The organism is Klebsiella sp. GG_Kp146 (genome assembly GCF_040061975.1).
GTDB classification, from domain to species: Bacteria; Pseudomonadota; Gammaproteobacteria; order Enterobacterales; family Enterobacteriaceae; genus Klebsiella; species Klebsiella quasipneumoniae.
In genome coordinates, this window is sequence record NZ_JBEAHA010000046.1 from 1 (window position 1) to 19,543 (window position 19,543).

The 19,543-nt window shown below is 56.0% G+C and carries 13 protein-coding genes; all 13 read left to right on the plus strand.

What is annotated here, in order from left to right; translation table 11 throughout:
• The coding region (locus tag ABLU95_RS25800) for a hypothetical protein (protein WP_348880523.1) at positions 1–122 on the plus strand (122 nt) is incomplete at its 5' end.
• Between the two features lie 9 nt (positions 123–131).
• A complete protein-coding gene (gene tssK / locus ABLU95_RS25805; protein WP_072420330.1) occupies positions 132–1,475 on the plus strand; it encodes a type VI secretion system baseplate subunit TssK in 1,344 nt (447 codons plus the stop codon).
• Positions 1,472–2,161: a type VI secretion system protein TssL, short form gene (tssL, locus tag ABLU95_RS25810; RefSeq protein ID WP_023289391.1), complete on the plus strand. Its 690-nt coding sequence runs from the start codon at positions 1,472–1,474 to the stop codon at positions 2,159–2,161. Before tssK ends, tssL begins: the two co-directional genes overlap by 4 nt.
• Complete coding sequence (locus ABLU95_RS25815; RefSeq protein ID WP_348880507.1) at positions 2,158–3,864, plus strand: OmpA family protein; 1,707 nt, start codon at positions 2,158–2,160, stop codon at positions 3,862–3,864. The genes tssL and ABLU95_RS25815 overlap by 4 nt, the downstream gene beginning before the upstream one ends.
• 4 nt (positions 3,865–3,868) lie before the next feature.
• Entirely contained in the window at positions 3,869–4,360 is a 492-nt protein-coding gene (gene hcp / locus ABLU95_RS25820) for a type VI secretion system effector Hcp (RefSeq protein WP_023289393.1), read from the plus strand.
• A gap of 265 nt (positions 4,361–4,625) precedes the next feature.
• The gene (gene tssH, locus ABLU95_RS25825; protein ID WP_348880508.1) at positions 4,626–7,280 is read left to right on the plus strand and encodes a type VI secretion system ATPase TssH; all 2,655 of its coding nucleotides are present in this window, start codon (positions 4,626–4,628) and stop codon (positions 7,278–7,280) included.
• Between the two features lies 1 nt (position 7,281).
• Complete coding sequence (vgrG, locus tag ABLU95_RS25830) at positions 7,282–9,768, plus strand: type VI secretion system tip protein VgrG (protein ID WP_348880524.1); 2,487 nt, start codon at positions 7,282–7,284, stop codon at positions 9,766–9,768.
• A gap of 1 nt (position 9,769) precedes the next feature.
• Positions 9,770–10,819, plus strand: coding sequence for a hypothetical protein (locus tag ABLU95_RS25835; protein ID WP_064157526.1), 1,050 nt, complete (start codon positions 9,770–9,772; stop codon positions 10,817–10,819).
• Positions 10,809–12,743, plus strand: a complete 1,935-nt coding sequence (locus ABLU95_RS25840; RefSeq protein ID WP_023289397.1) for a hypothetical protein — start codon at positions 10,809–10,811, stop codon at positions 12,741–12,743. The genes ABLU95_RS25835 and ABLU95_RS25840 overlap by 11 nt, the downstream gene beginning before the upstream one ends.
• 89 nt (positions 12,744–12,832) lie before the next feature.
• Positions 12,833–13,096 (plus strand): PAAR domain-containing protein, encoded by a 264-nt coding sequence (locus ABLU95_RS25845; protein WP_044522532.1) that lies wholly within the window; start codon positions 12,833–12,835, stop codon positions 13,094–13,096.
• On the plus strand, positions 13,096–14,535 hold the full coding sequence (locus ABLU95_RS25850) for a hypothetical protein (RefSeq protein WP_241515684.1): 1,440 nt from the start codon (positions 13,096–13,098) through the stop codon (positions 14,533–14,535). Before ABLU95_RS25845 ends, ABLU95_RS25850 begins: the two co-directional genes overlap by 1 nt.
• Positions 14,532–17,927: an ImcF-related family protein gene (locus tag ABLU95_RS25855; RefSeq protein WP_348880509.1), complete on the plus strand. Its 3,396-nt coding sequence runs from the start codon at positions 14,532–14,534 to the stop codon at positions 17,925–17,927. Before ABLU95_RS25850 ends, ABLU95_RS25855 begins: the two co-directional genes overlap by 4 nt.
• A complete protein-coding gene (tssA, locus tag ABLU95_RS25860; RefSeq protein ID WP_348880510.1) occupies positions 17,924–19,516 on the plus strand; it encodes a type VI secretion system protein TssA in 1,593 nt (530 codons plus the stop codon). Before ABLU95_RS25855 ends, tssA begins: the two co-directional genes overlap by 4 nt.
• Positions 19,517–19,543: the final 27 nt, after the last annotated feature.

Genomic DNA, 19,543 nt, shown 5'->3' on the forward strand with positions numbered 1-19,543 from the left:
AAGATATCGAGGACAACCCGGGCTTCTTCCGCGTGAAGCTGTACGCCGTGCCGCATTTCCAGGTCGAGGGGCTGGACGTCAATCTGTCGCTGGTCAGCCAGATGCCGAAGGCGAAGGCGTAGGGTCGGACGATGATGAAAACCGAACGTCCGTTATGGGGCCGGGGCATTATGGTGTCGCCCCAGCATTTTCAACAGCAGGCTGCGTATGCCGCCTGGGCTGCGGAAGCGATTGCCCGGATGGGCCTCAACCACCCCTGGGGAGTGGTTGAGGCGACCTTCGAACCAGAGATGCTCAAACTGGGCCGCCTGCAGGCTCACAGGCTGCAGGTCCGGTTCCAGGATGGCACGATGATTGATACGGACAATGCCGATGCGCTGCCGCCGGCTTTGTCGCTGGAGGGCGAATCCCGCACGGGAGTGGTGATGCTGGCGCTGCCTCTGATGAAGGCCAATGGCGGCAACTGCCTGAAGCCTGACGATGTGGCCGACAGGCCGGTGCGCTTCCGGCAGCGCTGGCGCGATGTCCGCAACCAGTTCGGGGATGATACCCGGCAGATTGCCGTCATGCAGCCGGAGCTGTCCCTCCGTTTCGCCCATCAGGATAACAGCGATTACCTGACCTGTCCGGTGGTACGCCTGCTGCGGGATTCGCAGGGGGCCTGGCTCATCGACGAGACGTTTCTCCCGCCTCTGCTGCAGATTCAGGGCAGCCGCTGGCTGGCGACGCAGCTTGAACTGCTGCTTACTCAGCTCCGGGCTCGTCTGACGCGCCTGATGGCCATGCGTCGCGAGAGCAATGAACGGATGGCTGATTTTGCCGTGGCCGATGTCTCTCTGTTCTGGTTGCTGAACGCGCTGAACAGCGCTGAGCCGGTGCTGGGTTATTTTCTGCGTTACCGGCAAAGCCCGCCGGAACGCCTCTATCCGGAGCTGGCGCGCCTGGCTGGCAGCCTGCTGACCTTTTCGCTGACCCATCAGGCGAATGCCGTCCCTATCTATCAACATGACCAGCTGAACGCGGTTTTTCCGCCGCTGTTTGATTTACTCAGCGACCTGCTGGAGGCGAGCCTGCCGTCGCGGGTGGTAGCGATTGCCCTGGAGCATGATGCCCGGCTGCACTTCTGGCAGGCGCGTCTGCACGATGCCCGGCTGCGGGAAGGGGCGGATTACTATCTGTCGGTTCGTTCGTCGGTACCGGTCGCTCAGCTGCAGGAACAGTTTCCGCGGCAGTGCAAAGTGGGCAGTCCGGATCATGTCAAAGCCATCGTCAACTCCTCGCGGACAGGGGTGCCCCTGACGCCATTGCGTCATGTGCCGGCGGCGATCCCGCTGCGTCTGGAAAACCAGTATTTCAGCCTCGATGTGTCCCATCCTCTGGCGACGGAAATGCTGCAGAGCGGTACCTGTATGTTCTACGTCCCGGGGATGCTTGGCGAGCCAGAACTTGAACTTTTTGCGGTGCTACGAACGTGAATGAACGTCAACGCGGCAACGCCGCGTCCATTGATATCGATGCGCTGCTGCAAAACACCTGGCTGCAGGTTATCAGCCTGCGTCATGGCCCGCAGTTCCGCGATGAGGAGGGGTACACGCTTTGGCAGCGCTGTATTGCTGATGTCGAGCGCGTGCAAACTGAGCTGAAGGCGAGCGGGCTTGATGACGTCAGCTGTCAGCATATTCTCACCGCCCAGTGCGCGCTGCTCGATGAAGTCGTGAAAGGGCGCGGCGTGGAGGATGATGCCTGCCTGCAGTGGTATGACATTCCGTTGCAGGGGCATTTTCTCGGCACCATGGACGCCGGCGACACCCTGTGCGAGCGGATGCGCGAGGTTCTGCATGATCCGACGCCCGACCTGGCTGTGGTCACCTGTTTTCAGCGGGTGATGCTGCTGGGTTTTGTTGGCAGCTTTCGCTCCCTCCACGACCCGGAGCGCCTGAAGCTGGTCAACGCGCTCAGTGAACATGTCCCGCCTTTCCGTTGTCCGCAGGGCGCTCCGGTGCTGATAGAGAGCCGCGCCGGACTGGGGATAAGCGGCTGGCTGGCCTCCTGGCCGGTACGTGCAGGGCTGAGCGTGGCGGTGGTCGTGGCCCTGTGGTGGGGATTGAACCACTGGCTCGATCATCTGCTGCTGACCCTGCTGCCGGGGGAGGTGAAATGAGCCCCGCCCAGCAGCGCGGGCTGGCGCTGTGGGCAGGCTTGCTGAGCGTGCTGGTGTGCCTGCTATTTTTGCCGGTTCCCCGCTGGGGGGCGTGGCTCATTCTGCTGGTCACGCTGGCCCTGATTATCGCGATCTGGCGTATTGCCCGTCGTGGTGCCGAACGTCACGTCTCGTCAACCCTGCACGAACTTCCGGCGATCGCTTATCGCCAGCCGGTAGTCCTCGTTTGCGGCGATCTGCCGTGTGTCTGGCCGCAGCCGTCCCCGGTGCGGGTCGTCAAACAGGGCTGCTGGATCCGGGTGGAAAAGACGGAGGAGCTGCCGCAGGTTGCGCGCCAGATATTAAGCCAGCGACCGGAGTGGGGGCCTCAGCTGTCGGTGCTGTTCTGCGTCTGCCCGCAGCGGCACGCGCAAAGCGATGCGCTGACCAGCGCCCTGCTGGCCCTGCGCTGGCAAATCAGCCAGCTGCGTCAGCAGACGGGGTATGCCGTACCGCTGGCGCTGCAGGGGCAGGTGGGCAGCGCGATGAGCCCCAGTCTGCTCTGGCAGGCGGCGATCCCGGGTGAGGCGGTGAAAGTCTGGCAGCCCTCCTGCGCCCCCTGTTCCGTGTCGACCTGGTTGAGCGTCGGCGGCGCGGCGGCGCTGCAGCAGCAGGTGTATATGAACAGCCTGATGGGCTGGTTCGCACGGCACGTCCTTGCCGTGTTAACGGAGAAGAATGCCGACCTGCCACCCCTGACCCCAGCGGCCGTACTTTGGGGGATCGGACCCACCCATGCCGGGAGCCTGGCGTCGTCGGCATGGACGAGGTGGTTATCCCGGCATACCGGCCTGACGCGGGTAGCTGGCTGGCAGCCAGGCGAGACCGACACCCCGGATGCGTCATCCTTGCCGGATTTCATCCTGTCGCAGTTACCGGCGGGACGGGGGCTCACGCCATGGGGCAGGGCCGGGCGCGCGGCGCTCGCTATTTTCACTCTTGCGGCTGTCGCCGCGCTGCTCAGCAGTGGCTGGAACAATCGACAACTGCTGCAGCGCGTGGGCGTTGATATTGCCCGTTATGAGCGGATCGCGATGAATGATTATGGGGCAAAAGCCAGCGCCGTTAGGGTGCTGCGTGAAGATGCCGCGCTGCTGGATAGCTGGGCGCGTAACGGCGTCCCGCTGCGCCTGAGTCTTGGCTTATATCGCGGGGAGCGGATTCGCCTGCCGTTGCTGGAGGCTATTCGCCGCTACGTGCCGCCGCCACCGCCCCCCAGGCCGGTGCAGCGCGTCGCGCAGCACGTCATCCGCCTTGACAGCATGTCGCTGTTCGATACCGGGAAATGGGTACTGAAACCCGGTTCGACAAAGCGGCTTGTCCACTCGCTGGTGGACATTAAGGCCAGGCCCGGGTGGCTGATCGTGGTGGCGGGCCACACCGACAGCGTCGGTGAGGAAAAAGCCAACCAGTTATTGTCGCTGAAACGCGCGGAATCGGTCCGCGACTGGATGCGCGATACCGGCGACGTGCCGGACAGCTGCTTTGCCGTTCAGGGCTATGGCGAAAGCCGCCCAATTGCAACAAACGACACGCCGGAAGGCCGGGCGCTGAACCGACGTGTCGAAATCAGTCTGGTGCCGCAGGTCGACGCCTGCCGGTTACCGGACAAACCCTCTGCGTCATCCCAGGATGATGGCGCTTCACTACACAATGGAGAGTAATTCCATGGCAATTCCTGTTTATCTTTGGCTGAAAGACGACGGCGGCGCGGACATTAAAGGGTCTGTCGACGTTCAGGATCGTGAAGGCAGTATCGAAGTGGTGGCCCAGGAGCATAACCTGTACATCCCGACCGATAACAACACCGGCAAACTGACCGGCACGCGGATCCATACGCCTTTCCTGTTCACCAAGGAGATCGACTCCTCCAGCCCCTACCTGTACAAGGCGGTGACCACCGGTCAGACCCTGAAATCCGCCGAGTTCAAGTGGTATCGGATCAACGATGCTGGCCAGGAAGTGGAGTATTTCAACACCACGCTTGAGAACGTCAAGGTGGTGAAAGTGAATCCCCTGATGCACGACATCAAAGACCCTGCCTACGAGAAGCACAACCATCTGGAACAGATCGAGCTGCGCTACGAGAAGATCATCTGGACCTATAAAGACGGCAACATCATTCATTCCGATAGCTGGAACGAACGCGCTACCGCGTAATTGCCCGTCATTCTTCGCGCCGGAGGTGCGTTGGCGGCGTTCGCTCACCCCGGTCGCATCGTTATCTATGCGACCGGGGAGTAAGGAGGGGCATCGCCTGATGCGGACAGCGTTTCTCTGTCCGCCGTTTTTTGCTGAATGCCTGAGATGCGGGTACTCAGCAAAGAAAAACACAATCTGCCTGCCTGACCCTGTGCGCTATGGGTTCCTGTTGGGGAACAGCGACGGGCGGTAGCGTGTCCGGAACCAATAAAGAGAGGATCTCATGGAAAATCCAGCCAGCCTGTTACGCCGTCTTAATCCCTGCTGTGCCCGCGCGATGGAGGGGGCGGCCTCGCTGTGCCAGTCCCGGGCGCACGCTGAGATCCTGCCCGAGCACTGGCTGCTCAAGCTGCTGGAACAGGGGGAAGGCGATCTGACGGTGCTGGCGCGGCGCTATGAATGGGATATGAATGCGCTATGGCAGGATCTGCTTAGCTGGCTGGATAAACAGCCGCGCTCGGTACGTCATCGTCCTCAGCTATCTGGCGCTATCCTGAAGCTGATGCAGGAGGCCTGGCTGATTGCCTCGCTCAGCGGCGAAGCGCAGATCCGCAGTGTTCACCTGTTGATGGCGCTGGTAGCAAAACAGAATCTGATCCAGTGCGATGGCCTGTGGCCGCTGTTAACCCTGGGCCAGAGCCAGCTGGAACGCCTGCGCCCCCTGCTGGATACCCAGTCCGACGAACGTCCGCAAGCGCAGCAGGAGGCGGCGCTGGCGCAACGTCATGGCGGGGACGTGGAGTTTGTGGGGCGTCCTGCGGACGGGGTACCGAACGCGGATGGGCCCAACCCGGCGCTGCAGAATGCCCTCGACAAATTTACTCTCGACGTCACTGCCAAAGCCAGAGACGGGCAGATTGACCCGGTGTTCGGACGTGATACGGAAATCCGCCAGATGGTGGATATTCTCTCCCGGCGTCGTAAAAACAACCCGATCCTCGTCGGTGAGCCGGGCGTGGGCAAGACCGCCCTGGTGGAAGGCCTGGCGCTGCGCATTGCTGAAGGCAACGTCCCCGACGCGCTGAAGCCGGTGTCGGTGCGTACCCTGGACCTCGGATTGCTGCAGGCCGGCGCCGGGGTCAAAGGCGAGTTCGAGCAGCGGCTGAAAAATATCATTGAGGCGGTGCAGCAGTCGCCTGGGCCGGTGCTGCTGTTTATCGACGAGGCGCACACGATTATCGGCGCGGGCAATCAGGCCGGCGGGGCGGATGCCGCCAACCTGTTGAAGCCGGCGCTGGCCCGGGGGGAACTACGGACCATCGCCGCCACCACCTGGCGTGAATACAAGCAGTACTTCGAGCGCGATGCCGCGCTGGAGCGCCGTTTTCAGATGGTCAAGGTGGATGAGCCGGACGACGACACCGCCTGCCTGATGCTGCGCGGCCTGAAGCCCCGGTATGCCCACCACCACGGGGTGCATATCACGGATGACGCGGTGCGTGCCGCCGTGACGCTGTCACGACGCTATCTCACCGGCCGCCAGCTGCCGGACAAGGCGGTGGATTTACTCGACACCGCCTCCGCCCGCCTGCGCATGAGCCTTGATACCGTGCCAGAGCCGCTGACCCGCCTGAAGGCGCAGCTCACCGCGCTGGCGATGGAGAAGCAGGCGCTGCTGGAGGATATCGCGCTGGGCAACAGCGCCCGCGGCGAACGGCTGGCGTTCATTGAGCAGGAGGAGAACCGCCTTATCCTGGCGCTGGATACCCTCGAAACCCAATATGGTCAGGAGCTGCAGCTGACGGAGGCGCTGCGGGCTTGTCGTCGCGATATCTCCCGCCAGGGGGAAATCAACGACCTGCAAAACGCGCTTACTGCCGCCCAGCACGGCAATCCGCTGCTCGGGCTGGACGTCGACGTCCGCACCGTGGCGACGGTGATTGCCGACTGGACCGGCGTGCCGCTCTCCTCGCTGATGAAAGATGAGCAGACGGAGCTGCTGAGCCTGGAAGAGAGCCTCGGCAAACGGGTGGTTGGCCAGGAGGCGGCCCTGAGCGCTATTGCCCGGCGCCTGCGCGCCGCGAAAACCGGCCTGACGCCGGAGAACGGTCCGCAGGGGGTGTTCCTGCTGGTCGGGCCGAGCGGCACCGGCAAAACGGAAACGGCGCTCGCCCTCGCCGATGCGCTGTTCGGCGGCGAGAAAGCGCTGATCACCATCAATCTCTCCGAGTACCAGGAACCGCACACCGTCAGCCAGCTGAAGGGTTCTCCGCCGGGCTACGTCGGCTACGGCCAGGGCGGGATCCTGACCGAGGCGGTGCGCAAACGCCCCTACAGCGTGGTGCTGCTCGATGAGGTGGAGAAGGCCCATCGCGATGTGATGAACCTGTTCTACCAGGTCTTCGATCGGGGGGTAATGCGCGACGGCGAGGGGCGTGAAATCGACTTCCGCAACACCGTGATCCTGATGACCGCCAACCTTGGCAGTGACCTGCTAATGCAGCTGCTGGATGAACAGCCTGAGGCCAGCGAATCAGACCTGCACGAGCTGCTGCGCCCGGTGCTGCGCGGCCACTTCCAGCCGGCGCTGCTGGCCCGCTTCCAGACGGTGATTTACCGTCCGCTGCCGGCGGCAGCGCTGCGCGCCATTGTCGGCATGAAGCTCGGGCAGGTGAGTCAGCGTCTGGCTTGCCATTACGGGATGACCGCCACCCTCAGCGAGAGCCTGTTCGACGCGCTGACCGAGGCCTGCCTGCTGCCGGACACCGGCGCCCGCAACGTCGACATTCTGCTCAATCAGCAGATCCTGCCGGCGCTGAGTCAGCAGCTATTGAGCCATATGGCGGCGGGGCATAAACCGAACCATGTGACGCTGGGGTATCACGAAGAAGAAGGCATCGTGATGGCGTTTGACGTGGGGGCAATCGCCGATGAGTAGCGTGAAATCGTTGTTGTTCAGCCACAACCACCATCTGCTTTCGGTGAAGGGATGTGAAGCCGGGCTTGATGTGCTGGCGTTTGAGGGCGATGAAGCCCTGAGCCAGCCGTTCCGCTATCGTATCGAATTCACCAGCGCAGACCATGCCATCAGCAAAGAGATGATGCTGATGAAGGCAGCCTCCCTGACGCTGCAGGCGCCGGTGGCTCAGGGCTTCGGCATCAATGTTCAGCAACCCGTGCGGGTGATCCAGGGCGTGGTGACGGGGTTCGAACGGCTCGGCACCTCCAGGGATGAAACGCACTACGCGCTGACCCTCCAGCCGCGCCTGGCGCTGCTTAACCGCTCGCACCAGAACGCCATTTATCAGGACCAGTCCGTTCCGCAGATTGTGGAAAAAATCCTCCGCGAGCGCCACGGCCTGCGCGGTCAGGATTTTCTGTTCTCGCTGACAAAAATGTATCCGCGCCGCGAGCAGGTGATGCAGTACGGTGAGGATGACCTGCGCTTTATCACCCGGCTGCTGGGTGAGGTGGGGATCTGGTTTCGCTTTACCGCCGATACGCGGCTGCACATCGACGTCGCGGAGTTCTGCGACAGTCAGCAGGGCTATGAGAAGGGGCTGACGTTACCTTCGGTCCCGCCGTCCGGGCAGCAGTCGGCCGGGGTGGACGCGGTGTGGGAGATGGCATGCCGCCACCGCGTCGTGGAGCAGCAGGTCAGTACCCGCGACTACAACTACCGCGAGGCGACGGCGGACATGAACGCGCAGGTGGATGTCACCCGCGGGGAGACCACTACCTTTGGTGAGGCTTACCACTGGGGAGATAACTACCTGACCGCCGGGAATGTCCATGACCGCCATCCGGCGCCGGAGACCGGGGCGTTTTACGCCCGGCTTCGCCATGAGCGTTATCTGAACGGCCAGACCCGGATGCAGGGCACCACCAGCTGCCCGACGCTCTGCCCGGGTCAGGTGCTGAAGGTGACCGGCGGAGAGGAGGTGGCTGGAGAGTTTGCTGATGGCGTGCTTATCACGGCGATGCACAGCCACGCCCGGCGCGATGCCGACTTTGCGGTGGAGTTTGCCGGCATACCGGACAGCCCGGACGTCGGCTACCGGCCCGAGCCCGGCGCGCGCCCGGTGATGGCCGGGACGCTGCCGGCCCGCGTAACCAGTACCCGGGAAAACGACACCTACGGGCATATCGACAAACACGGGCGCTACCGGGTGAATATGCTGTTTGACCGGGCGTGCTGGGAAACCGGGTTCGAGAGCCTGTGGGTCCGCCAGTCGCGGCCGTATGCCGGAGACACTTACGGCCTGCACCTGCCGCTGCTGGCGGGGACGGAGGTGGCGATTGGCTTTGAGGACGGTAACCCGGACCGGCCGTATATCGCGGGCGTGCTCCACGATTCGGCGCACGGCGATCACGTCACCATCCGCAATGACAAACGTAACGTCCTGCGCACCCCGGCCAACAACAAAATCCGCCTCGACGATGAGCGTGGGAAAGAGCATATCAAGGTGTCGACGGAGTATGGCGGCAAGAGCCAGCTGAATCTGGGGCACCTGGTGAACAGCGACAGGCAGCCGCGCGGCGAAGGCTTTGAGCTGAGAACCGACAGCTGGGGGGCCATCAGGGCGCAGAAGGGTATTTTTATCAGCGCGGACGGACAGGCGCAGGCCCAGGGGCAGGCGCTGGATATGGAGCCGGCCCTTGCCCGGCTTTCAGCGGCATTACTGGAGATGGAATCCCTTGCCGCCAGCGCACTTCAGGCTCAGGCCCTGGCTGCTGATGTCAGTCGTCAGCAAAAACTCCTGAAGCAGAAAATTGAACAACTGCATGGGGAGGTGATCCTTGGCAGTGCGCCGAATGGAATTGCCCTTGTGAGCGGTGAAGATATGCAGTTTTCGGCCAGCGATAACCTGACTCTTACTGCAGGTAAACAGCTCGATGTTGGTGCACATAAGGACTTTACCATGGCGGTAGGTAAGCAACTGAGTCTGTATAGTCATGGAGGTGTCAAACTATTCAGCTCGCAAAATGATATTGATATTCAGGCTCAGGGAGGGAATATCACTACCTGGTCGACGGAGGATACGCATATTTCAAGTGGCAGAAAAATGGTCATTACAGCACAGGATGAACTGACGCTGATATGCGGTGGCGGCTATATCAAAATCACTGGTGGGAATGTTGAAATTGGCGGATCGGGCAAACTGCTGATTAAGAATTCGGGGATAAAGAAAGCAGGCGCTGGCAGTATGCAGGGTGTTATAAGGTCGTTTGAACCCTCAACATTTGATGAAAAATTTATAATCAGAAATGCGCTGACTAAAGAACCACTGCCAGGGAGAGCGTACAAAATTACCATGCCAGATGGTTCTGTTGTTTCCGGTGTTACAGATGCTTCTGGCGCAACATCACTCAATTCATCTGATGTTATCGATAATATGATTATCAGCTTAGTTAAGGCGAATTAAGATGAGATGGAATCAGTCAGACAAGAAAGTCCTCACAATTATAGCCATTATTGGTGTACTCCTGTATGCCATTTATAAAGGGTTACAGTTCCTGGCAGGAGCCAGTATGGGGGCAAGCTTTGGGGTGGGGCTGGGAGGAATGAGCGGTTCTCAAAAGCTAGAAGAGTCACGAAAAGTTGAAACAGATGCACCGGCTCAAATTATTTATCGCATAGATAAAAATCGATACCTGACCCTGGAAAACTATATATCCTGTGATGAGGGTGGACAGGTTTATTACAATGACTCTCTGCGGGGAATAAAAACCCAGCTGGGATGGGATGACGATTTTTATGATTTCGCATATCGCCGGGGGAATAACTTAGCAGCTTATAGAGGCTCTATTATAAATGGGGCGGATAATGGTTATCTGGCATTTCCCGGCGCATCTACCAGACAATATTGTGGTGGCGGTAATTCCACAACAGGTTGTCCTGTATTTTTCTTCTTTTCAGCCGACTATGGGAAAACATTTATATATAAAATTGTAGCTGAAGAATACAGCACCCCTGAGCGTTTCAATAAGCTTAAGGTAGTAGTAGCTAATGATGGGGTTTACTTAAGGGATGAGTCTCAAATAGAGAATGTATATTCTCACCCTATAGGTCTTCGCGATCTTCGATCAGTAAATAAATTAAGATTTTCAGACGGCAATTTAATCAGTATTTATGATGACTGGCAGAAAAAAGTTCATGAGTTAGTAAAAGAAGAACTGATAAGAAAAAAAATGCCCTATGCAGACGAGTATGGGCCAAAGTTTCGTATATTCGACTATATCAGAACATTAACACCTCCGAAAAATCATGAGGAAAGTAATTTAATGGCAAATGAATTATCAGATATTCGAATCAGGATTGAGGATGAGGTTTATAGTCACAGGGTTGAGTTCCCGAAACTTTCCACGAAAAGTATTGATGCTAAATATCTGTGTGATAAAAGTATTGAAGCTAAAACCATCACGTATACACTTGAATCAAGTGGAAAAAAGAAGGTAGAGAAAAATGAACACTAACCCTGAACCTGTCCGGGAACTTGAATGTAAATTTGATGATAATGGGCATCCTTCCTGGCGTTCATTCCCCTCTCATAAAAATTGCCAAATCAGAGGCGGGTGTGATTTACCTCCACATTTGCCTGGTATTATTATCCTTGTACATGGTGTTAACTCGACAGGAGAATGGTTTTCAATTGCGGAGGAGAAACTTTGCGAAGGGCTGAATAAGAGGCTTGGATTAAACGAGACAGATTATGAATTGGTGGCCAATAAATATCTTTCTGACGAGAAAATAGATTCTGAACCTCTGGTATCCCGAGATTTACCTGAAGTTGATAAAAATAAATCTCCAGTCATTCGCTTTTACTGGGGGTATGCTTCACCTAAAGGTAATGAAGATAAATATGTTATACCGCTAGCCAATAGAAAAGGCGTTGATTACCATCAGTTAAAAAGACAAGGCCTACCTCAGGAAAATATTATGGCGCAGAGCCCATTTTTCTGGGGCGGCGGGCCATTCCAGAACGGCACAAATAATCTGCACTCTTTATGGAGTGAAAAAGGGTTTAAAGAGAGAGTCGCAGGTATCAAAGTCCAGTGGTTTAATGAAGACAAAGATCGCCTGTTAACCAATGCCCCACCGCGAAAATACTATGCCCATGCAGCAAAACGCCTTGCAGACTTGGTTGACAGTATTCGTAATAAATATCCCAAAGATACAGTAACCATTATTTCTCACAGCCAGGGAACCATGGTTGCAATGGCAGCGGTAGCGTTAGCGAAGAATGCACCTGATGCATTATTTGTACTTAACTCACCCTATGCACTGGATCATAACGATCTTAATGGCGCTTCGCTTCCAGCAGAGGAATGCATCTCTCCTGAAGGGAGACAAAGCACCTTATCTGCCATTGTTGACAAGGTGGCTTCCAGAAAAAATCACCTGTCATCACTTGGATATGAAGGACTTTGCGTAGGCCAGACAGCGGATAAAAAGAATTGGCGACCTGATGTCACTCTTGCCAGTGAAAGTGGCAGCAGTCTTGCCGAACGAGATAACCACGGCCGCACCTATATTTACTTTTGTCCTCATGACCGTGTTATGGGGTCACGCCCGCTACGCTCAATTGGCTGGCAGGGATTACCCAACAATTCTCAGGGACAGCCTCATCCTCTGCTGAAAAAGCATCAAGGCCATTTATTTCAGCGAATGCTGGCTCGCAGTACCCCATGTGGCGAAGCCCCAAATCCCGCAACACCTTTTGCAAAATTGCCGGATGGTAAACCGTTCTGGGATGATAAAGGCGACAAGTATCAAAGCAGCAGCTTCACCTATCCGGATCCTCCAGAAGGGCAAACGGTTTTTATTAATGCCGAAAAGGTACCTGAACCTATAGATGCTGCAAAATTAGCTGGTTTTGATGCATCACGCGTTGGAGCTGAACACGATGACAGACAGATAGATGGTTGGGGGGAATTTAATCTGGATAAAAAACGAAAAAACGACAATACCTATGACAACTATATCAACCTATATCCTAATCAGGACATTGTGACTGGATTTAAAAATGTGGGTACTGAATCTGAGCCCCGATTGGTACCTGTGAACCGTAAGGAGACATTTGAAGAAAAGGATCTTCGCATAAGAACTTATGTTTCTCAGCCTACGGATCATAGTACTCTTCCAATGCGTGCTGATTTCATGTCTCAGGTGGTGGCCTATGATTTGCCAATAGGATATTGCGATGCAACCTGGGATAAAGAATTTATGGCTGATTTACGGCGAAAAGCGGATTGGACACAAGGTGAGGATCCTTATCTCTTCAGCGGAATACCTGACAATGTGCCTGAGCCTGATATAATTAGTCGTGAAACTATTACTGATAAATTTAATAAGGAGAAATATAAATTACCCATGTACAGGTCTGTCAATAAGGCATAAACAAGTGTTAATAAGCCATTCAGTTTAATAAACATGATGAATATCAAAATAAATATTTAAGGTCTTAATTTTAACCAAAGGAATGGCAAGTGGGTAAATATATCGTTGTTATAGGGGATGCTACTTCACATGGTGGTATAGTAACTTCAGCCTCGTCCAGTTTTGAGATATCGGGAAAAAATGTTGCCCTCCTGAACGATACTGTATCCTGCCCGTATCACGGTACAAATAACATCATTGAGTGTGATTTTTCTGCCTATGAAGAAAACGGCCGTGGAGTTGTTATCCACCATTGTAAAACACAGTGCGGAGCTGTGGTTATTGCCAGTTTACAGGATATGGAGATCGGATAATGGGATGGTCTCTACCGGTTATTCCAAAGAAAAACAGCGCCCAACAGTGGTCGCCTTGGTTATGCCTCTTGATTGTTTTATTAGGTTTTGTTCTGTCGCTAATTATTGCAGTATTGGACTCTCCGGAAAACAGATTTCTTTCTTTTAGTAGCGGTTATTGGCTGCCAATGATACTACAAACTACTATCGGATGTTTTACTGTAGTTACCTTCTACACGTTCTGGTGGGAGGTTCAAGCTTTTGCTGTATGGCGCTGGAATTCCTGGAGACATAATACGAATCTTCTGTGGTTCAGAAGAGCACACAAGCACCACTTTGTAAGCTTCCATTGTATAATACCAGCCAACTCTCAATTGCTCCCTAAAATCGCTGGTGTATCGTCGGAAGGCATTGATGAAGAACCGCCGCTGACACTGCTTCCTGACGAGCCACTAACGCCGGGTATTTCGCGTTTTGAACAACTATGTCGATTACTGTTTGTCAGTATCCCACAGAGGCTTCTTGATAAGCATTCGGGTAATTTAACGGTGATATTACTTACCTCTTCTAGCGAAAAAGAAGCGGAACAGCGGGCATTTCGACGACTCTGGGATAGCGAAAAACTCTCTGGTTTACCTTATACATTGGTGCTCCCGAAAGAGTTCGCCTTTAAAGACTGGAACCAGTGTGTATCTACTACATGCGGCAACATTCTGGTGCTGGCGATGCATTATCGGCAGCCTAATGAGTCATTACCAGAGTTTGCAAGCATTTTACTGCTTAAACCATCATCTTTAGTTAAGCAAGGTGAATATAATTTTATCCCCAAAATTTTCCATGCAATGCCCCTTCGTGGTAATGCCATGGAGAATGAATTAATTGAGTGGCATGATATGGGGCAACAACCATCAGATCAAAGATATTTAGTCTGGCATAGTGGATTAAACATTACGGCCCAACAAGAATTGGGTAGAGTTTTAAATACACTACCATTACCACTGGTTGATAATATCGGAGCTGGGGGGGTAATTGATTTTGACAAGGAATTTGGTGTTTATAAAAGGCTTGCTGGATGGCTGATGATTGCGTCAGCTTGCGAAATGACACGTTATGGCCCGGCAACTCATTTACTTTTGTGCGAAAATGAGAATGAGGGTTGGGCTGTGACAATAGGAAAGAGTTGTCCGGTGATTTCTCCCCAATTAAGAAAATTTTATTTATCCCCATTTCCTGCTGGAACAGTTATGATGGCGTTGTTGTTTAGCGTTAGTATTTTCGGTTTGATAGCAAATTGCTCACCCTCGATTGCATTTTCATGGTCTGGCATGATGATATTTTCATTTCTTCTTGTAGTATCTTTTTCTTTTATAGCCATTCTTACGCGCAATGTAATTTCAAAACTGCTGTATCCTCGTTTTGTTAAGGCTGTCAGACAGCCCAAAAAGGAAAGGTTGGAATGAGAAAAAATATACGATTGGTAGGTTTCGGTCTCCTGATTTTGGTTATCTTGCGCCTGATTGTTTTATTAATTTCTCAGATAAATAAAACCCCTGCTGATATTGAGGGATATTCCACTTGGTTAAAGATAGTCGCGATTATAGGAATATCTTGCATTTCCTGCATAACAGCTCAGTTCGTCTTATCTGAGAGGCATATTGAAACACCATTTACCCCTGATGATGAGAACTATGTCAACGAGATATATTATGTGACGGCAGAGAACAACAATGAATTAAAAAAATATCTTCAGCACCGCTATAGTTTCTTTTGGCACCGCAAAGTCCGCCTGCTTTTAGTCACCGGCGACGATGCAGCAATCGAACAACTGGCGCCTGGTCTGCGCCAGCAGCGCTGGCTGGAGGGCCAGCGTACCGTTCTGATTTACGGCGGCAGTCTGCTCTCCGAACCCGACAGTCAGCAATACGCCGCGCTACGCAAGCTGCGCCGCGGCCGTCCTCTGGACGGGATTGTGCGGGTGATGCCATCGTCTCTCACCCTGACGCCGCAGATAAGCGAAAACGACCTGCGCGGGCTGGAAAAAATTAGCGAACTACTGGGCTATGCCGCCCCGGTTTGGCTGTGGAAACTGTGCGGCAGTGAGTGGTCGCAGGCTGACCGCGCGGTGCAGGCGGTAGGGGTTAGCTTCCCGTTACGCGCTACCGAGGACGATGTCGCCCGTCAGCTTGCGCAAATGCTGCCCATGCTGCGGGAGCAGGGGATGCGCCAGATCGCGGAGGAGACCCGCCACGACTTCCTGCTGCGTCTGGGGCAGCAGCTTCTCGACGGGGGGATCGCGCAATGGCGCTGGCAGCTGGCGCCATGGCTGACCGCCTCGCGACAGCGGTTTGCGCTGCGAGGCCTGATGTTTAGCCTGCCGGCGCCTCGCGCCAAGGATCCTTATCAGGAGGCTGATGCCTCGCCTGCGGGCCAGCCTCATCTCCTGACGCTGCCCGCCACCTGGCAGGGAATCGTCGATGACTGCCGCCGTTTACGCGGGCATCACGTGGGAATGGCGTGGGAGCGGGGCCTGGCGTGCGGTCTGATGGCCATCCTCGGCCTGTGGGCGGCGGGACTGCTGCTCTCCTTTACCCTTAATTACAGCCAGATTGTTTCGGTAGCGGGAAAAGCCCGTGACCTGCTGACCCACCCCTCTGTTTCTGACTATCAACTGACGGCCCTCCATGCCCTGCGCAATGAGGCCGGCCGTCTCGTGCATGATGGGCAGAAGGGCGCTCCCTGGTATCGGCGCTTTGGCCTGGACCATCATCAGCAACTATTAGACGCCGTCCTGCCCTGGTACGGTGTGGTAAACAACCGCCTGATACGTGACCCGGCCAATGTCGCGCTGCAGCAGGCGCTCAGCGCGCTGGTCAACTCCGCACCCAATAGCGACCAGCGAGCCCTGCTGGCGAAACCGGGCTATGACCAGCTGAAAGCCTGGCTGATGATGGCTCGTCCGGATAAAGCCGATGGCGCCTTTTTCGCGCAGACCATGAAAACGGTCCAGCCAACGCGAAAGGGGATCTCGACCGGACTGTGGCAAAGTCTGGCGCCGGATCTGTGGGCCTTTTATCTCTCCCTGCTACCCGAGCGGCCAGAGTGGAAGATAATCCCGGATGCGCAACGAGTCAGTCAGAGCCGTCAGGTTCTGTTGCAGCAGATAGGTCGCCGCAATGCCGAAAGCACCTTGTATGAGAACATGCTCAAATCCGTGCGTCGTAATTTTGCCGATGTATCGCTGGAAGACATGACCAGTGGCACCGATGCGCGCCGCCTGTTTACCACCGATGAAGTGGTCCCGGGGATGTTTACCCGCCAGGCATGGGAAGGCGGCATTCAGCAGGCCATTGATAAGGCAGCCAGCTCGCGCCGGGAGGAAATCGACTGGGTGCTGAGCGATTCGCGCAAAACGGTGTCGACAGACCTGTCGCCGGAGGCGCTGAAAGCGCGTCTGACCCGACGCTACTTCACCGATTTCGCCGGCAGCTGGCTGAATTTTCTCAACAGTCTGCGACTTAATCCGGCGACCACCATTGCTGATGTTACCGACCAGCTCACGCTGATAAGCGATGTCCGCCAGTCGCCGCTGATTGCCCTGATGAATACCCTTGCCTGGCAGGGGCAGGCGGGGCAACAAAGGGAGGGGCTGTCGGACAGCCTTATTAAATCGGCCAAAGATCTGGTGGGCGGAAAAGACAAGCCGGTCATCGACCAGTCGGCAGCCGGGCCGCAGGGGCCTCTGGATGACACGTTCGGCCCACTGCTCCAGTTAATGGGGAAAAACACGGGCAACAACGTCATGTCGGCCGACAGCACCCTGAGCCTGCAAACCTATCTGACCCGCATCACCCGCGTGCGCCTGCGTCTGCAGCAGGTTGCGAATGCCTCCGATCCGCAGGAGATGATGCAGACCCTGGCGCAGACCGTCTTCCAGGGGAAAAGCGTCGACCTGACCGACACGCAACAATATGGCAGTCTGATTTCGGCAAGCCTTGGCGAAGAGTGGAGTGGCTTCGGTAACACTCTGTTTGTGCAGCCGCTGACTCAGGCCTGGGAAACCGTGCTTCTGCCGTCGGCGGCCAGTCTGAATGATAAATGGCGCCGATCGGTAGTCGCCAACTGGCACACTGCCTTTGATGGCCGCTTTCCGTTTGCCGCCAGCAAAAGCGACGCCTCTCTGCCGATGCTGGCGGAGTTTGTGCGCAAAGACAGCGGGCGAATCGAACGTTTTCTTACGACGGAGCTGAACGGTGTCCTGCATAAAGAAGGCAGTCAGTGGGTGCCGGATAAGGTCAACAGTCACGGCCTGGTCTTTAATCCGGCCTTCCTGCGCGCCATCAACCAGCTAAGCCAGCTGTCCGACATTCTTTTCACCGATGGCAGCCAAGGCATCAGCTTCGAATTGCAGGCCAGGCCTGTTGCACAGGTCGTGGAGACACAGCTGACGATAGACGGCCAAAAGCTGCGCTATTTCAATCAGATGGCCGACTGGCAGACTTTTCGCTGGCCGGGGGAAACGTATAAACCCGGCGCTCTGCTGACCTGGACCACCGTCAATGCGGGCACGCGTCTGTTTGGTGACTACAGCGGAACCTGGGGTTTTATTCGCTGGCTGGAGCAGGGTAAACGCCAGCAGCTCGAACGCAGCCAGTGGATGATGAGCTTCACCGCTCCGGATGGCCGCACCCTGCAGTGGGTACTGCGCTCCCAGCTTGGGAGCGGCCCGCTGGTGCTTCTGGCGCTGCGCGGATTGACCCTGCCGGATCAGATTTTCACAGTCGATGCGGCTGAGAGCGCACAGGCCCTGACGGCGGGGGTAGGGAATAGTGACATGGATGAGATGGAAAAATGAGTATTTTACAAAATCTAGTTGCCGCCAGTCAGTTGGATGAAAGCGTACTGCGCCAGCAGGCCCGGTCACGCCAGGAAAACTGGCAGTCATGGCTTGCGCCAATCAGTGATAGCCAGCCCACCGGCAGCGATCCGGGCTATGACGATGATTTTCAGCGTATCCGCGAGGAGGTCAATAAGATCTCCGGCGTCGATACCGAACTGATTTGCCAGCTGGCAGAAAAACTGCTGACTCATACCTGCAAGGATCTGCGCGTGATCACCTTTTACGTGTGGGCGCGTCTGCAGCAGGATGGCGAAACCGGTCTGGCCGAGGGCGTTACGCTGCTTGCGGCAATGCTTGAGCGGTTTGGGGATATGCTCCATCCCCAACGTGAACGTAGCTGCAAATCGGCGCTGGAATGGCTTGGCAGTCGCCGGATGTCGGACAGTCTGTCTCTTTATCCGGAAGTCGACATGACCACTATGCAGGTCATTATCGGGGCGTTATTGCTGACGGAAACCTCTTTTGCCGTATTGGCTGAGGCCTCTCGCCCCGATCTTTCCGGGCTATATCAGCTCCTGGAGAACCGACTGGTGCAAAGCGGCGGCGCCCGCAGCCTGGTGCCGCAGACCAGCCGCGAAGAACACGATCTGCTGCCCCAACATGCAGACACCGCACCGGTAATGCATACCGTCACGTCAGGACGTGATTTGCTCGACCAGGTTAAAGTGCTGGCGAAATATCTGCGTGAGTGTCCCGGCGGATGGCTGGCAGGTCATCATCTGATGAAGAGTGTGCGTTGGGATACTTTAACGGAATTACCGCCGCTGGATGCCTCCGGCCGGACTCGGCTATTGCCTCCAAAGCCGGAGAGTAAAGCCCATCTTAAGCGGTTGTATTTACAGAAAAGCTGGTCAGAACTGCTGGAGCATACGGACACGCTGTTGGCGCAAGGCGTCAATCATCTGTGGCTGGACGTGCAGTGGTACGCCTGGCAGGCGCTGCTGAAACTGGATGCTGACACTGTACGGGCCGATATCCTGTGCCGGGATATGAAAGGGCTACTGGCTCGTCTACCGGGGCTGGAAACCCTGGCGTTTAACGATGGTACGCCATTCGCCGATGAAGTGACGCTCAACTGGCTTAACGAACATGTTCTGGATGAGATGGCCGGATGGCAAGGTGAGCCGGTGATGGCGGCGACCAGCACTGATGAGGTGCTGTCGCTGGAGTCAGAAGTGCTCGCCCGCGCGGACGATGAAGGTATTGAGTCGGCGCTGAACTGGTTACAGGCGCAACCGGGCTATACCACCAGCCGCAATCGGTGGATGATGCGCTTATTGATGGCGCGGGTCAGCGAGCAGTACGGCAAAAATGAAATAGCGCTGCATCTGCTGGCGGAACTCGACAGCCGTGCCCGGGAGATGACGCTCGAACAATGGACGCCGGAGCTTATCTTTGAGATCAAAGCCCGCCGACTCCGGCTGCTAAGAGGCAAGGCCGGGCGCAGTGAGGCAGAAAAAATTCGCTTGCAGCCAGAGATGGAGTCTTTGCTTGCCGGGCTTATCGCACTGGATCCCGCTCGCGCTGCGGTGCTGTGCGCATAATTTACGCGTCAACCGCACCTCATTACT

Bases quoted from the DNA above. Each gene is read 5' to 3' on its own strand.
- tssH (WP_348880508.1), top strand. From the start codon at position 4,626: ATGGAAAATCCAGCCAGCCTGTTACGCCGTCTTAATCCCTGCTGTGCC.
- ABLU95_RS25835 (WP_064157526.1), top strand. From the start codon at position 9,770: ATGAGATGGAATCAGTCAGACAAGAAAGTCCTCACAATTATAGCCATT.
- tssK (WP_072420330.1), top strand. From the start codon at position 132: ATGATGAAAACCGAACGTCCGTTATGGGGCCGGGGCATTATGGTGTCG.
- ABLU95_RS25840 (WP_023289397.1), top strand. From the start codon at position 10,809: ATGAACACTAACCCTGAACCTGTCCGGGAACTTGAATGTAAATTTGAT.
- tssA (WP_348880510.1), top strand. From the start codon at position 17,924: ATGAGTATTTTACAAAATCTAGTTGCCGCCAGTCAGTTGGATGAAAGC.
- ABLU95_RS25815 (WP_348880507.1), top strand. From the start codon at position 2,158: ATGAGCCCCGCCCAGCAGCGCGGGCTGGCGCTGTGGGCAGGCTTGCTG.
- ABLU95_RS25855 (WP_348880509.1), top strand. From the start codon at position 14,532: ATGAGAAAAAATATACGATTGGTAGGTTTCGGTCTCCTGATTTTGGTT.
- hcp (WP_023289393.1), top strand. From the start codon at position 3,869: ATGGCAATTCCTGTTTATCTTTGGCTGAAAGACGACGGCGGCGCGGAC.
- ABLU95_RS25850 (WP_241515684.1), top strand. From the start codon at position 13,096: ATGGGATGGTCTCTACCGGTTATTCCAAAGAAAAACAGCGCCCAACAG.